The organism is cyanobacterium endosymbiont of Rhopalodia gibberula (assembly GCF_003574135.1).
GTDB lineage: Bacteria > Cyanobacteriota > Cyanobacteriia > Cyanobacteriales > Microcystaceae > Rippkaea.
In genome coordinates, this window is sequence record NZ_AP018341.1 from 179,231 (window position 1) to 194,646 (window position 15,416).

General features: G+C 34.4%; 11 protein-coding genes. 6 read left to right on the forward strand and 5 right to left on the reverse strand.

The features are described from left to right. Positions 1–177: 177 nt before the first annotated feature. Both RGRSB_RS10345 and RGRSB_RS00550 read right to left on the reverse strand, forming a co-directional pair. Entirely contained in the window at positions 178–348 is a 171-nt protein-coding gene (locus tag RGRSB_RS10345) for a DUF2064 domain-containing protein (RefSeq protein WP_232014536.1), read from the reverse strand. 1,117 nt (positions 349–1,465) lie between these two features. Then, on the reverse strand, positions 1,466–1,759 hold the full coding sequence (locus tag RGRSB_RS00550) for an RNA recognition motif domain-containing protein (protein WP_119259368.1): 294 nt from the start codon (positions 1,757–1,759) through the stop codon (positions 1,466–1,468). 22 nt (positions 1,760–1,781) lie between these two features. On the opposite strand from RGRSB_RS00550, the gene RGRSB_RS00555 reads away from it, so the two are divergent. From RGRSB_RS00555 to aspS, 3 genes are all read left to right on the forward strand, one after another. Continuing rightward, a complete protein-coding gene (locus RGRSB_RS00555) occupies positions 1,782–1,982 on the forward strand; it encodes a hypothetical protein (protein ID WP_119259369.1) in 201 nt (66 codons plus the stop codon). Between the two features lie 70 nt (positions 1,983–2,052). Next, the gene (locus RGRSB_RS00560; protein WP_119259370.1) at positions 2,053–2,451 is read left to right on the forward strand and encodes a tyrosine-type recombinase/integrase; all 399 of its coding nucleotides are present in this window, start codon (positions 2,053–2,055) and stop codon (positions 2,449–2,451) included. A 279-nt stretch (positions 2,452–2,730) separates the two neighbouring features. After that, entirely contained in the window at positions 2,731–4,527 is a 1,797-nt protein-coding gene (aspS, locus tag RGRSB_RS00565; RefSeq protein ID WP_119260892.1) for an aspartate--tRNA ligase, read from the forward strand. A gap of 311 nt (positions 4,528–4,838) precedes the next feature. On the opposite strand, the gene RGRSB_RS00570 is transcribed toward aspS, so the two are convergent. Further along, on the reverse strand, positions 4,839–6,464 hold the full coding sequence (locus RGRSB_RS00570) for an NADP-dependent glyceraldehyde-3-phosphate dehydrogenase (protein WP_119259371.1): 1,626 nt from the start codon (positions 6,462–6,464) through the stop codon (positions 4,839–4,841). Between the two features lie 1,786 nt (positions 6,465–8,250). On the opposite strand from RGRSB_RS00570, the gene leuB reads away from it, so the two are divergent. The 3 genes from leuB (at position 8,251) to RGRSB_RS00585 (ending at position 12,750) form a co-directional block, all read left to right on the forward strand. Further along, positions 8,251–9,336, forward strand: a complete 1,086-nt coding sequence (gene leuB / locus RGRSB_RS00575; protein ID WP_119259372.1) for a 3-isopropylmalate dehydrogenase — start codon at positions 8,251–8,253, stop codon at positions 9,334–9,336. An 83-nt stretch (positions 9,337–9,419) separates the two neighbouring features. Beyond that, on the forward strand, positions 9,420–9,680 hold the full coding sequence (locus tag RGRSB_RS00580) for a hypothetical protein (RefSeq protein ID WP_119259373.1): 261 nt from the start codon (positions 9,420–9,422) through the stop codon (positions 9,678–9,680). A 1,399-nt stretch (positions 9,681–11,079) separates the two neighbouring features. Next, complete coding sequence (locus RGRSB_RS00585) at positions 11,080–12,750, forward strand: alpha-glucosidase family protein (RefSeq protein WP_119259374.1); 1,671 nt, start codon at positions 11,080–11,082, stop codon at positions 12,748–12,750. A 327-nt stretch (positions 12,751–13,077) separates the two neighbouring features. Here the strand turns inward: RGRSB_RS00585 and RGRSB_RS00590 are convergent, their stop codons facing one another. Both RGRSB_RS00590 and RGRSB_RS00595 read right to left on the reverse strand, forming a co-directional pair. Beyond that, on the reverse strand, positions 13,078–13,767 hold the full coding sequence (locus RGRSB_RS00590; protein WP_119259375.1) for a potassium channel family protein: 690 nt from the start codon (positions 13,765–13,767) through the stop codon (positions 13,078–13,080). A 98-nt stretch (positions 13,768–13,865) separates the two neighbouring features. Further along, positions 13,866–15,230, reverse strand: a complete 1,365-nt coding sequence (locus tag RGRSB_RS00595) for a TrkH family potassium uptake protein (RefSeq protein WP_119259376.1) — start codon at positions 15,228–15,230, stop codon at positions 13,866–13,868. Positions 15,231–15,416 lie beyond the last annotated feature (186 nt).

The following is a 15,416-nucleotide window of genomic DNA, read 5'->3' on the forward strand; positions in this document are numbered from 1 at the left end:
TTATTCATTCTGTACTTTTCCAAAATCACTAAATCTTCGGGACGGTCTATATTTCAGACAAAATAGGTAGAACGAATGTATTTATTTTAAGTTGTCGAGCGATAATTTTGGTTTTAGATAGACTTTATTTGTTCCCTAAGGAATATTTTTAAATAACTTAGGGATAATTTTTTTTAGTCATATTAAATAGTAACCACCATCAGATGTTTCTCCTAAGACTAAATCATTCTTATCTAACGACTCGAAAGCATTCATAATAATTTCTATATTCAGATCAGGACAATCAATTCCAATAATGACTACTCTAGAAAATTCTAATTTAAAAGAATCCTCAAAAGCTAATTTCATTTGATTTCCTAAATTTTATTCATGCTGAGAACAATAATTTAAATCATTTCCTCGCCAACTCTCCATAACTTCCTGACTACCTCCTCTATAGTAGACGGTGGTAGAAATTTCTTTCATTAAACTTTCTTACTTCTGTTATCGTGTTCTCTGTCAGTTGAAGCTGTAACTCTGCTGCACCCTCTGCACCTAAGGCAGGAATTAAGCGCGTTTTGGTTTTTTGGGTTTCAGAATAACGAGTAACAAGAATTAATCGGTAGCAATTTTTGTTAGTTATCTTACTGACTTATCATCGACAAATTAAATATCAATACAGTAAAGGATTTAAGATTATGATAAGCCCTAAATCTTCTACTGTATAAGGGACTAATTAAGCTATTAATACAGATAATATTTACTTAATCAGTGTTAACAATAATTCAAAGTTTGGGTTTTAAAAAAAATTACTTGAGACTTATTAGACATTTTTAAAAATATAAAAAGGTAGATTTAATCCTTTTATAATCAAAATAGCGAGCTCATTATGACACAAAATTATACTGACTAAAAAATAAAATTAAAAACTTAAGTAAATGGGAGCGTAAGAAATTCCATGTAAAGACGGTTAATATTCGAGGATTATTTTTGCGTTGAAAAAGATAGACAAAATACTATATATGTAAACCTACACTAACATGATTTTATCATTGGCTTGAGGGATATAAATTATAAAATTTATCCCCAAATTAGTTTGATCTTTTGCGTCAAAATTTAGCTAACTAGTTTCAATTTTTTTATTCTTAACTTTGTACGATTTTACTCTTAAGCTTGATATTAACAAATCTTTCTACAAAAAATTACAAAAAAAATACACAAAAATAATGTTCTGTGCATTATCCAAATATATAGCAACCAGGAGTTGGTTGTGAGCAGATATCCTAGTAAAAGACAACAGGGAAAAAAATTCCTATGAATTATTTCTGATTGCCATAGTCAATTGATAAACCTTAGAAATAGCCTAGAGACCTCGTATACAACGTCTCTAGGAAAGTTAGGTTATATAATTTGGATTTATCTGAAGAGGTGTCAAGCCACAAAAAGACCACACCGCTTTAAGGTGTGGCAAATAACGTCAGGCAGTTTAGAAGCGGTTCCGTCCGCGTCCGCCACCATAGCCTCCGCCACCTCGCTGTTCACGTTCTCTGGCTTTGTTGACCTTAAGAGTACGTCCCATCCACTCAGCTCCATCTAGAGTCTCGATGGCTTTATCTTCTTCAGTAACTGAGTTCATTTCAACAAATGCAAAGCCACGCATCCGACCCGTTTCCCGGTCAGTCGGGACATATACTCTTTTGACTGAACCATATTCGGCGAAAACCGAATTAAGATCATCTTCCGTAACATCGTAAGAAAGGTTGCCTACATAAATGGACATAGATTGTCTCCATTGACGACTGATGTGTGTAGAGATATTAGATTTCGGAGAGCATCTTGCCAAGACAAAACGGGAAAAACCTGTCAATGCTAATAACAAACTCAAAACCGATACTCAAACTCTCATTGGTTCAATAATAGCACTTTCAGAACAAGAAAGAAACATTCCAGCCAACTCGGTACGTCTTTCTCAAAAGAATCACCACTTTAAAAAAATTTGTTAGGATCCATTATGTTAATTTTTTCTTCATATTCTTTCTTTGTTCCCTATATCCCCTATTAATCTAAAACCTAATGTATCAGTCGGATTCCTTCTTACCTGACTTAGCTCAAGAATCTCTACTACAAGAATTTCTTGAAACTTTACCGCTCCCATATAAAACCATGGTAGCAATCGCCTATTTTACCTCGTCAAGAATTAATGACATTTTATCCTTAAAAACTAGTGATATTTACCCTAATCAAATTAAAATTGCCAAATCAGAACCCAGTTTTAATAAGTTAGTTCCTATCACTCCTTTGTTAAGACCCTATTTAACTATCTACCTTAATGGACTTAAGCCTCAAAAGTCAGCTTTTCTTTTTGTCAATTCCCAGGGAGAACCTTTAAAAAGTTGGGTAGTTTTTCGGGTATTGAACATGACAGCACGTCAAATTAATCTTCCGGAAATATATTTTTTTATTCTTCGTTAATTTTTATAGATAGTTTGTTATGTAATCTTAATTAAGATTAGAATGACTAAGAGTTAAAACTAGTATTGAATTATAAAAAATATTGAGTTCAACAAAAATTAAAAACTCTTTCCATCTTCGGTAACTCCCCAGATCTTGTAATCGAATCTTAACTCGATCTAAAAAAAGGTGCTTGAGGACAACTAAATACGTGATAATGGGCAATGCGTCTTTTTATTTGGCCGGGCTAAATCAGAAAACGTAACTTTTTGTATGACGACAAAACTAAAATTAATTCCGATGCGAACTCATTATTGTGGCGACCTACAAGCAACTGATATTAATAAAACCGTTACTCTATTTGGTTGGGTTGATCGCCGAAGGGATCATGGAGGTGTTATCTTCATTGATCTACGTGATCGCACAGGAATTGTTCAAATTGTTAGTGACCCCCAACGAACCCCTGATTCTTATCCCAATGCAGAAAACCTGCGTAATGAGTATGTGGTCAAAATAGTAGGTTGTGTGAGCCAACGTCCTCCGGAATCTCTCAACCTGAAATTATCGACTGGAGAAGTAGAAATATATGCTGATCGTATAGAATTACTCAACGGAGTGGACAAGCAACTTCCCTTTGTGATATCGAGTTTAGAAACAGAATTAGTTAGGGAGGATGTTCGTCTCAAGTATCGCTACTTGGACTTAAGACGTGATCGCATGGCCAGAAACTTGCAATTACGTCATAGAGTGATTAAAGCAATACGTCGCTATCTCGAGGATGAACAAGAGTTTATGGAGATAGAAACTCCTATTCTTACTCGTTCTACCCCTGAAGGAGCACGGGATTATTTAGTTCCTTCTCGGGCTAATCCTGGTCAATGGTATGCTTTACCACAGTCGCCTCAATTATTTAAACAGTTATTGATGATATCAGGATATGATCGTTACTATCAGATTGCCCGTTGTTTCCGCGATGAGGATTTACGGGCTGATAGACAACCAGAATTTACTCAACTAGACATGGAAATGAGTTTCATGTCCGAAGAGGAAATTTTAGACTTGAATGAGAAGTTAGTTTGCTATATCTTCAAAACTGTTAAAAATCTTGAAATTGCCCATCCTTTTCCTCGTCTGACCTATGCAGAAACCATGGAAAAATATGGAACAGATCGTCCTGACACCCGATTTAATTTAACCTTAGTTGATGTTTCAAATATTTTTCAAGATAGCGGATTTAAAGTTTTTTCTGAGGCAATTAAAAATGGTGGAAAAGTAAAAGTTTTGCCCATTCCTGGAGGTAATGAAGCAATTTCTAATGTAAGAATTAAACCTGGGGGAGATTTATTCAGAAATGCCACCGATGCAGGAGCTAAAGGAATTGCTTTTATTCGAGTCAAAGATGATAATAAACTTGATACTATTGGAGCAATTAAAGATAATTTAAATCAGCAACAAAAAGATGAACTATTAGTTAGAACACGAGCTAAACCAGGGGATTTGTTGCTGTTTGGAGCAGGAAATACGGATACAGTTAATAGATCTTTATCTCGATTGCGATTAGTAATTGGAGATCAATTAGGATTAATCGATCATGATCAGGTTAATTTAGTTTGGATCACTGAATTCCCCATGTTTGAATGGAATGCCGATGAAAAGCGATTAGAAGCATTGCATCATCCCTTTACTGCACCTAATCCAGAAGATTTAGATGATCTCAAAACTGCTAGAGCGCAAGCTTATGACTTAGTCTACAATGGAGTAGAAATTGGAGGTGGAAGTCTAAGAATTTATAAGAAAGAAATCCAGGAAAAAGTACTTGCAACTATTGGCTTATCTAGGTCGGAAGTACATAATAAGTTTGGGTTTTTGTTAGAGGCTTTTGAATATGGAACTCCTCCTCATGGTGGTATTGCCTACGGGTTAGATCGCTTAGTAATGTTGTTAGCTCAAGAAGATTCCATAAGAGACGTTATTGCCTTTCCGAAAACTCAACAAGCAAGTTGTTTACTTACACAAGCACCAGCTACTGTTGACGAAAAACAATTAAAGGAATTGCAGGTTAAATCTATTAATAAACCCAAGTTTAAAATCGAATAATTAAAATAAACTAGTAATGAGTCCGTCTTATTAGTATCGTTTCATAAAAACGATACTAGAATCATTAAGTAGTAGTTTTTATCTGGCCTAAGTTCTAGAGGTAAAGTGATTTGCTGTACAGCAAATCACAATTACAATTTTAGACTCCTGATTGTTTAGTTTAAAAAGTCATAAGTGCTAAACTACATCCTCTCTATTGAGAGAGTCTAAAATTTGATTTTTTGTCACTCTTTAGTGAATCAAAAAGGATAAGTATTAATTTTTAGCTCTTTTTAACAGAAAGGATGCAAAGAATGAATAAAATAATTTATTTATAAAATGAAATCAGTAGACAAGAAATTAGACTTATGTTCCCTGACAATTTCAGAAATTAATTGTTTATTAAGATCAATTTCTTTAGCTGCTACTAAAGTCCGGATGGAAAAAGCTCTTAAAGCATCATTAACTGATAAAGTTCCTTCTGCAGAATCTTTTCGTCCAGTGAACGGGAAGGTATCAGGTCCCCGTTGACATTGACTATTTAAATTAACCCGACAAACTTGATTAACTAGGGGGTCAACTAATTGGGCGATCTCTTCTGTGTTCTGTCCAAAAATACTTACCTGTTGTCCGTAGTCTGACTGCACTAAGTAGTCAATAGGGGTTTCGATATCATCAAAAGGAACGATAGGAATAACTGGTCCAAATTGTTCTACAGAATAGATCTTCATTTGCTCGTTGACAGGATAAAGAACCGCTGGATAAAAGAAGGTTTCGTTAATGACTCCTCCTGCTTCATTAATCACATCAGCCCCATGTTTTTTGGCATCTTCTACTAGGTCTTGAAGATACTGAGGTTTTCCTCGTTCTGCAATGGGAGTTAAGAAGACTCCTTCTTCCCACGGCATCCCAAATTTAAGGTTACCTATCTCTTCAATAAACTTATCCAAAAATTTATCAACAATAGCAGTATGCACAAAAAGAATCTTAATGGCAGTACATCTTTGTCCATTGTAGGATAAAGTTCCCAAAATACATTCTTTAACGGCCAAATCTAAATCAGCGTGGGGTAAAATAATTCCTGGATTTTTAGCTTCTAATCCCAAAACTGATCTGAGACGGTAAGATTTTGGGTGCTGTTTTTTGAGGTTGTTAGCTGCTTTACTACTTCCAATAAAAGCTAAAGCATCAATTTTTCCTGACTCCATTAATGCAGGTGAAATTGTTCGACCTTTACCATAAACAGTATTAACAACTCCAGGTGGGAAAGCTTCTTTAAACGCTTCTAGTAAAGGATAATTTAACAATACCCCTGGACGGGGAGCTTTGACAACAACAGTATTCCCCATAATTAAGGCAGGAATTAGAGTCGTGAATGTTTCGTTGAGGGGATAATTAGCTGGTCCCATACTCAAGACAATCCCCAACGGTGCGCGGCGAATTTGTCCTATGACTCCTTGGGTAATCTCAAAGCGCGAAGAAACTCGATCTAGATTTTTAAGAGCATCAATAGTGTCTTCAATATAGTTAACGGTTCGGTCAAATTCTTTACAAGAATCTGTATAAGATTTCCCAATTTCCCACATTAAAAGATTGACAACTTCTGCCCGTTTTTCCTTCATTCGATAGGCAAAGTCTTGGAGACATTCGATTCGTTGACCAACGGGCATAGTTGGCCATTTCCCGCGTCCATTATCATAGGCTTTTGCTGCTGCATCTAAGGCAGACAAAGCTGCCTCTTGTCCTAAACAGGGAAAGTCCCCAATTTTTTTACGAGTTAATCCTTGAGGTGTTTTTAGATAAATAGGAGATAAGGATTCTTCCATTTCTCCATTCCAAATCTCTAGATTTCCATTGATTAGATATTCTCGTTGTTCGATAGGACTTTTCAGTTGAAATTCCGGAGGAATATTTTCAAGAGAAGGAAAAATATTGTTAATTTTTGCAATAATACTCATGATGTTTTGTTATGTTGTTTAACAACTTTAAAGATAGATCAAATATCAAGTTGTTTAAAGATATTTGATAAAATTTTAGCTGAGTTTAATAATTGCTTGTTTTCTATCTCATTGAAAAATAAGTTGACACATTTTAATGCTCCTCGTTCATCAATAACGAAAGATAAACTAAAACAAGCACATTGATGCTATATTATCATCTTTAAACTGAAGGACTAATGGTTAAAATCAGTTTCTGGTACCGTAAGGTTGCTTTAATTTATCCCTGTCACTACTAAGTCGATAGCATTGATACTATAGCCTTCTAGTTCAAACATTTTATATGCAGCATTTTTTTTTAGTTAAAAACATTATTCTATTTTTTTATTGTGAATTAGATCTGCTTTAATGCTTCCATTAGATAATTTTAGTTTCCTCAATGTATATGCTACTCCATAAATAGAATTGGCCATTCCCATTCCCTATAACTTTAGGTATAAAAACTACATAAATTTAAATTTCAGGCTAATAAAGTGAAGAAAAGGATTGTATCTAAAATTATTCCCGAGATAAACGCTCTAGCGTTAGAAAATTCTATATATTTCAAGATAACGTTAGATTAAAATATCAACATGGTTACTAACAATAAATAAGATGGTATTAGAACAGTGTTTTACCAGATTACTAAAGATTATTTTAAATAAATTAACACTGTGTTCCCTAATTCTAAACTACTTTTTCCTGGTTTTTGAGTCTCCTTTACTGTAATACTTGTTATATCAGCATCTTTTCCCTTAAAGTATATCTAAATAATAGTCTATCGGAGATAAAAAAAGTATTCTGTACACTAAGTAAATGACTTCTTCTTAGACTTTTTCTTCATCAATATCTCTTAAAATCAATTCATCAAAGTAGTTTTGACTAAAAGGTAGAATTCAGTATATACTATTTCCATCTGTCTACGGAGAAAAATTTCTTTCCAAAGGCGCACGAGAACGAAGTTTCTCTCACTAAGGACAGAAATAAAAAACTGATTAAACATAATTCTTTCTGTAGAGAATTTAATATTAAAATTTAATATCAATTTTAAAGATTAAACTAACATAGTTTAACAGTCTATGATCTAATGGGCTACGACTAAAATCCAGTCAGCATTGACCCACCACTAAGTCTATCTTAAAAATTTACTGCATCTCATTATTTTATAAAGATCAAAGAATTAAGTTGAAGTTCTCTTTCAAGACATTAAGTATGGTTTGTTAGATAAACTTTCGTTCTCAAACACAAACTAGAATTTTTCTCATACTATGTCTTCTAATCAAGAATCTCTCAACTACACTATGCTAATCTACTCTGTAACTGTTTTAGGATAAACTTTATGAGGAATCTCTAAAATTAAATGGATAAAAGATTATAGTTATGGTTGATTAGACAAATAGCTTAAAATCAAGTAAATTGATGTTAAGCTATTCGACTCGTTTTATATACAACAAAAAAATTCTTAAAAGAGATTATACTCAGAAAATTTCTTATATATAGACAAAGAAGATGATTTTGCAGTTTAAAGACCGTAATTTTGAGATTTTTTGTGTTGAGGAGTTAAATGAATTAGGACAAATAGCTATTTGAAATAGTCGAAGTAAAAAAGTCATGAAAGTTATTCAAAATTGCTTAAGGGACTGAATATCTTAACTTTTGTATATTTACCTTTGAGACGTTATTGTGATGAGGAGTTTTTTGAAAATCTACGAAAGAGTTCAGGGTACAATAAAAAACAGGCACATGAATAAAATAGTAGAAGTTCTCTATGACGCGGCAATATACAATTACCCTTCTTCCTGGTGATGGCATTGGGTCCGAAATCTTGACGGTTGCTGTAAAGATTCTACATGTCATTGGAAAACAGTTTAATATCAAATTTAACTTTAAAGAAGCCCTCATTGGAGGATCAGCAATCGATGCAACGGGGAAGCCCCTTCCTGAGGAAACCTTAACATGCTGTCGCAACAGTGATGCTGTTTTATTAGCTGCCATTGGGGGGTATAAATGGGATAATCTCCCTCGTTATCAACGTCCTGAAACAGGATTATTAGCTATTCGTGCCGGACTTGACCTTTTTGCCAACTTGCGTCCTGCAACCATTTTTCCCCAACTAATTGACGCTTCCTCTCTTAAACGAGAAGTGATAAGAGGAGTTGATATCATGGTAGTTCGAGAACTGACAGGGGGCATTTATTTTGGACAGCCTAAAGGCATTTTTAAGACGGAAATAGGAGAAAAACGAGGAGTTAACACGATGGCTTATATAGAGTCAGAAATTGACCGTATTGCCAAAGTTGCTTTTGAAATAGCCCAAAAACGAAGCGGTAAGTTATGTTCCGTTGACAAAGCTAACGTCTTGGATGTTTCTCAATTGTGGCGTGACCGTGTCAATTATATAGCATCCCAATATTCTGACGTGGAAGTTTCTCACCTTTATGTTGACAACGCAGTTATGCAGTTAGTTCGCGCTCCTAAACAGTTTGATACTATCTTAACAGGTAACTTATTCGGGGACATTCTCTCCGATGCGGCGGCAATGTTAACGGGTAGTATTGGGATGTTACCCTCAGCTAGTCTAGGTTTAGAAAAACCAGGGTTATTTGAACCTGTTCACGGTTCAGCCCCTGATATTGCCGGACAAGATAAGGCTAACCCTCTCGCCCAGGTACTGAGTGCAGCCATGATGTTACGGTATGGGTTAGATGAGCCTGACGCAGCAAGTAAAATTGAACAAGGGGTATTAGAAGTGTTAGCTCAGGGCTATCGGACAAGAGATATCATGTCCCCGCAGATGAAAGCGGTGGGGTGTCAGGAAATGGGAGATGTATTACTTAAAGTATTAGAATCTTAACATCTAAGATATCCGTCTTCATAGTAGGTATTGACTAGGATGAGACATAACAAAAGTTAAGTTAAATTATAGGGGATAAAACAGTGAGATATGCACGTCAAACACCAGATACCAGACAACACGAGGTACAATTGCCTATTACTATTGATTGCGCTGTTTTAAGGGCGGCACAGCGTATTTACAGAACTTATTGTGTTTTACAGCCAAAACACAATAGGCGACCTTCTGGTATTGCCATTAATCGCAAAAGTAAACGAGGACAACTAATTTTTCGAGAAAACCCTGTTCTCTTACCTGGAGAAAGCTTTGTCTCAACCAATCAACTTGAAGTTGAAATTCATTAACTTTACAATTTTACACAAACTGAAATTTATGGAGTCCATAAATCAGTTACTTGAGTATTTAAATCGTAAATTGCTAAGAATTCATAACAGCCTTGTGATGATAATCGAAACTATGACTTTATGAGAATTTTTGATTTAAAGTAGTTTAGTATTTTTTCTAGTTAGAAGGATAGTTTTCTCTAAATAGAGAATACCAAATAAACATTGAGAGCGTAAATCATTTTGTATTTCTAATGTTTAGACAATCACAGTTTGATTTAAATTACCTCAGTTGATTTTTTTTAAGCAACATTTTGTTTAATTGTCTTATTTAAACCATATTTATTTTCGGACATTATTCTTGTAATTTGATCAGCTTTTATATCGGATTAAATTTTCCTTCTCTTATCTTCAGTTCTGGAATATAAGTCAGTAAACAGAATGAATATAATGCTTTTTATTTCTATCACTTAAATTTCCCTTTTAAATTTTTATATCTTTTTAAGATTTGCTTATTAATAAATCGTAATTAAAACTTTTATTTTGTTGGTATATCATTATTATATTTAATAATATTTTTTTATCTTGTAGAACTATTTTTTATTTCCTGACTTGTATATAAGTCTAATTTACTAATTTTTATAGACTAAAATCTGGTTTATCTCAGTAAGATAGCCATATATATACTCTCACTTTTAAAAAAATACAGTATTCACCGCTCTGCTTGCTTAGATTATCCTCCTTTAGGATATAGATTAATTTTTATACTCACTATTTTTTATTTTTAATTATTTTTTCAGCAAATAATTGTTATAGAATTTGCTCTATTTTTTCTTATTTTAAGAGCTTAAATAGTTATCGACTACTGTAAGTTATTTTATTCTCTTTTGACAACTATTTACGATATTTTATGTTTTCTTTTTTTAAGTTACTTTATTAAAAGTACTAGAAATTTTATTTTTAATTATTTTTTTTAAAAAATTATTTAATTTGACTTTATGTCCTCATTTTTGTTATCGTTTTGAAGTTTAATTTCAATTAATAGTAATCTTTAATAGTTTTTTTATTATAATTGTGTTAGTCTGATCTTTGGGTGAGCTGGTGTCTAGTAATTGCTCTTTTTAAAAAGCTTTTCTATTTCAGACTTATTTTTAATTTACCTATTTATTAGGTATAGAATAATCGTAGTAACTTTTTAGGAGATATTATCGGTTAATATTGGTGATATAATCGGGTGCCGTGTGTCCATTAAATAGCTGTTGATGACAACGACATAACGAACAATAGGCCTCTAATTGACAGTTATTTGTTTTTGAGCAGTTGGTGTAAGCCAAAACTCTCATCATCAAAGGTCTTCCAATTTGCCCCTCGATTTCAACTCTGTTTTTTTTAACCTTCGTTTTTTGAGGTGACTACTCTGATGTCTAGTTTCCAATCAAAATATCCATGGTGGTATGGATGCGTAATTTATGAAATTTATATCCGTAGCTTTTACGATAGCAATGGTGATGGTGTAGGAGATTTACAAGGAATCATCAAAAAGCTCGATTATTTAGCATCTCTTCCCATTGATGCTCTTTGGATCACGCCTTTTTACCAATCCCCTATGAAGGATTATGGATATGATATTTCAGATTATTATGCGGTTGATCCTCTATTTGGAACCTTAGAAGATTTTGAGGAATTAATTGAGAAAGCCCACGCCCGCAATCTTAAAATTGTAGTTGATCAGGTATGGAGTCATACTTCTGATGTTCATCCTTGGTTTATTGAAAGTTGTTCTAATCGCTATAATTCCAAAGCAGATTGGTATATTTGGGCTGATTCTAACCATGGAGATGTTCCAAATAATTGGTTGTCAATTTTCGGGGGAACTGCTTGGAAATGGTGCGAATCTCGCCAACAATATTACCTCCATAATTTTATTGATGGCCAACCTGATCTCAACTGGCATAACCCTGATGTCGTTAGAGAAATTATGAAAGTGGTAGAATTTTGGCTAGAAAAAGGGGTTGATGGGGTACGTCTCGATGCTTGTAATTATTACATGCATGATCAAAATCTACTAGATAATCCGACTCGTACCAAAGGAATGCCAAATCAAGATGGAGTTTCTCCTCTTAATCCGTACTCTAACTTTATTAACCTCCACAATATGAATGAGGTTAAAAACATCAAATCTTTAAGACGCATCCGCAAAACTCTGAATAAATACCCCGGAACCTTTGCTATTGGAGAAATTGTGGCGGCTGATGATCCCATGCGACAAACGGTTGAGTATATTCGGGGAGCAAATCGATTACACTCAGCGTACAATAGTGCTTTGTTAGTTAATGACAAACTAACACCCAAATTGATTGCCGAGGCGATCGAAGATTTATCTCTTTATCTCGAAGCGGATGAGGAAGAAATGATCTGTATCACTATGAGTACTCATGACTTTCCTCGTGCTAGGTCGAGGTGGCAACCGGACGATGTTCGCCTAATACCAGCTTTTGAGAAAATGCTCATTTCTTTGTTACCTACTCTACGGGGTATCATTTGTTTTTATCAAGGGGAAGAATTAGGACTAACAGAAACCAATGTCTCTAAAGAGAAGATGAAAGATCCTTTTGGGATTTTCTTCTATCCTTATTTTGCAGGACGCGATGGCTGTCGAACTCCTATGCCTTGGGAATCAGACGCAAACAATTTTGGGTTTACAGATAATGAGGAACCCTGGCTTCCTGTCGATGAACGATACCGGTCTCTTGCAGTTTCGGCTCAAGAAGAACGGGAAGATTCTATGCTTAACTATTTTCGATTTTTCCTAAAATGGCGTAATCGTCAGCCGGCTTTAAAATATGGGTCAGTGGAATTGATTGAAGCCGGAGATAGTGTCTTATCCTTCTTACGAAAAACCCCTGATCAAGAACTTCTTTGTGTCTTTAACATTAGTGAACAAACCAATTCCTATCTTATTTCTTTTCGATATGGAAAGGAACTTGTCGGGTCTAATATTATAAGTTTCCCCGCAACTAATTTGGGCAATGGACAAAGAACCGTCGAAATGGAACCTTTTGGCTTTGGTATCTTTGAACGAGAGTCGTAATTAGGCATTATCATTTGATGCTTCTTCTACGATTGCTAGCAGGAGCGTCAAAAAAGGGAATCATATTGACTTTTAGGTTTGTCAAAAAGATAATATGATAGCCAGCCTATTTATTCAAGAATTCCCAGTAAATCAAAATGACTTAGCTAGTTTTCCAAAAATAAACACGATCAGAACAACTAAATAAGTCGCAACAATGCGTTTCTGATCCAATGTATCTGTTTAAAAATTTTCTAGTTTTCGGTTGATTTCCGTTTGATTCCTATCCATTCTATCCTCAATAGATTTATTCGTCGGGTAGACTGCTAATTAGCGGATTTATTACCATTAAATTGGCAATTGTTGAATATCCCTATTGGAACCAATAATGACCATAACTAAGTTTTTATCAAGTTTTTCTTGGGGACTAGGGTTTATTTTAAATTTATCTTCTTTTCCAGTAGCCAAAACGTTGATTTTATAACGATTTCGAAGATTTAATTCCTCGATTGTTTTTCCGTGAAACTCCTCAGGAACCCAAATTTCTACAATACTGTGATCAGGATCAAGATCAAACCGTTCAAGAATAGCTGGTTTTGTTAGAGTATAAGCTAATTCACATCCTGCATGATATTCAGGAAAGACCACTAAATCTGCTCCTACTCGTTCCAATAACTTTCCATGAACCTTAGAAGATGCTTTAGCAACAACCCATTCAACACCACCTTCTTTTACGTTGAGGGCCGTAACAATACTTTCTTCTAGATAGTTTCCAATAGCCACGATTACTGTATCAAATTCAAAAATTCCAGCCTCTTTTAAAGCATTAGGTTGAGTTGAGTCTAATTGAATAGCACTAGAAGCAATTTTCTCATTTAAAACTTGTGCTACTAGGGATTCTTTAATGTCAGTTCCTAACACTTCATAGCCCAGTTTATACAGTGTTCCAGAGACAGCTCGTCCAAAACGACCTAAACCAATAACCGCAAATTGACGAGTTTCTCTACGAAGATTATTCAAAAAGTTTAAGGATTTCAATGTTCTCCCCCTATTCTTTTGTTATTCAAAAGGTGCAGTTCTTCACTCCTTATCTTACCTTTTCGGATTGAAAATCATGAGATAACTTAACCCATTCCTTATCCAACTAACAAACGTTCTTCAGGGTATTGAACAACCCTAGGATTGATTTCACCGACAATAGCTGCCATAAATACAAGAATACCTACTCTTCCAGTATACATAGCTAGAATTATTAAAAGTTGTGACAGGGGAGAAAGGCTGGCGGTAATTCCGGTGGAAAGTCCTACCGTAGTAAAGGCTGAAATTACCTCAAATAAAACTTGAAATGAACTGACCTCAGTATCAAAGAAAGCCGGGTGAAAACTAATCTCAATAAAGGAAATAAGAAAAGTAATAGAAATTACCATAATGGTTGAACCAAAAACAACAGCTACTGCTTTTAAAATTAGAGAAACTGGAATCTCACGCTTATACATCACCACTTGATCGTTACCCCGTAGAACTGAACGGGTGCAGTTAGTTAAGATACGAAGCGTTGTGGTTTTAATTCCCCCTCCTGTTCCACTTGGACTCGCCCCAACAAACATAAAACCCATCGTTAAGAATAGTCCAGAGATTGTCATTCCTCCAATATCAATACTGTTAAATCCTGCAGTTCTAGTTGTTACAGATTGAAACCATGCCCCTAATAATTTACTTCTAAAATCTAGTGATGCTAAGGTGTTCTGATTCTTATATTCAACTAATAGAAACATGATTGTTCCCAGTATCAGTAAAAAGGCTGTGGTACTAATAACCACTTTGAAGTTAAGAGATAAAAAAACCCTTTCTCTACGCTTTTTAATTTTGTGTAAAATCCACAGATAAAGTTCAATAATAACTGAATAACCAATACCTCCAAAAATGATTAAAAAAGCGATAACAAAATTAATTATAAGAGAATCTTGAAAACCAACTAAACTATCTAGAAAAAGACTAAATCCCGCATTATTCCAGGCACTGATACTATGAAAGATAGATATCCATAGTGCACCGATTTCCCCGTATTTTTCTTTAAAAAAATTAAATAATAGTAAAGCTCCTACAATCTCAAAAAGAAGGGTCATTCCAATGATAGAACGAATAATTGTTTTGCTATTTTCTTGGCGAAGAGGACGATCTAAAGATTCTTGAATAGCTAATTTTTGTCGAAGATCAAATCGCCGACCAGTTAATAATATTAAAAAAGTTGTTGTTGTCATATATCCTAATCCTCCTATTTGAATTAATAGCAAGATAATTAATTGTCCCCAAAAAGAAAAATAGCTCCCTGTATCAACTACGATCAAGCCAGTTACACAAACAGCAGAAGTTGCCGTAAATAAGGCGATGATTGGGTTATTCCAGTGATAATCATAAGTAGAAAATGGTAAAATTAACAGGAAAGTCCCCACTGAAATGACAGCCAAAAACCCTAAACAAATAGTACGAGCAATAGTCATAAAAAAAGATAGCAAGTAACGGGGAAAACCAAGAAAATATAACTTTTTAGACTGTCTTTGACAACTTTATAATAAAAAAATCTGAAAGTTTTGCGTTGCAAGACTCTCAAGCCCCCAAGACTTGATCTTTATCGAGATTCAATTTTCGGAGTGACATAATACAGTCAGGACTTTTGTTCTGACTGT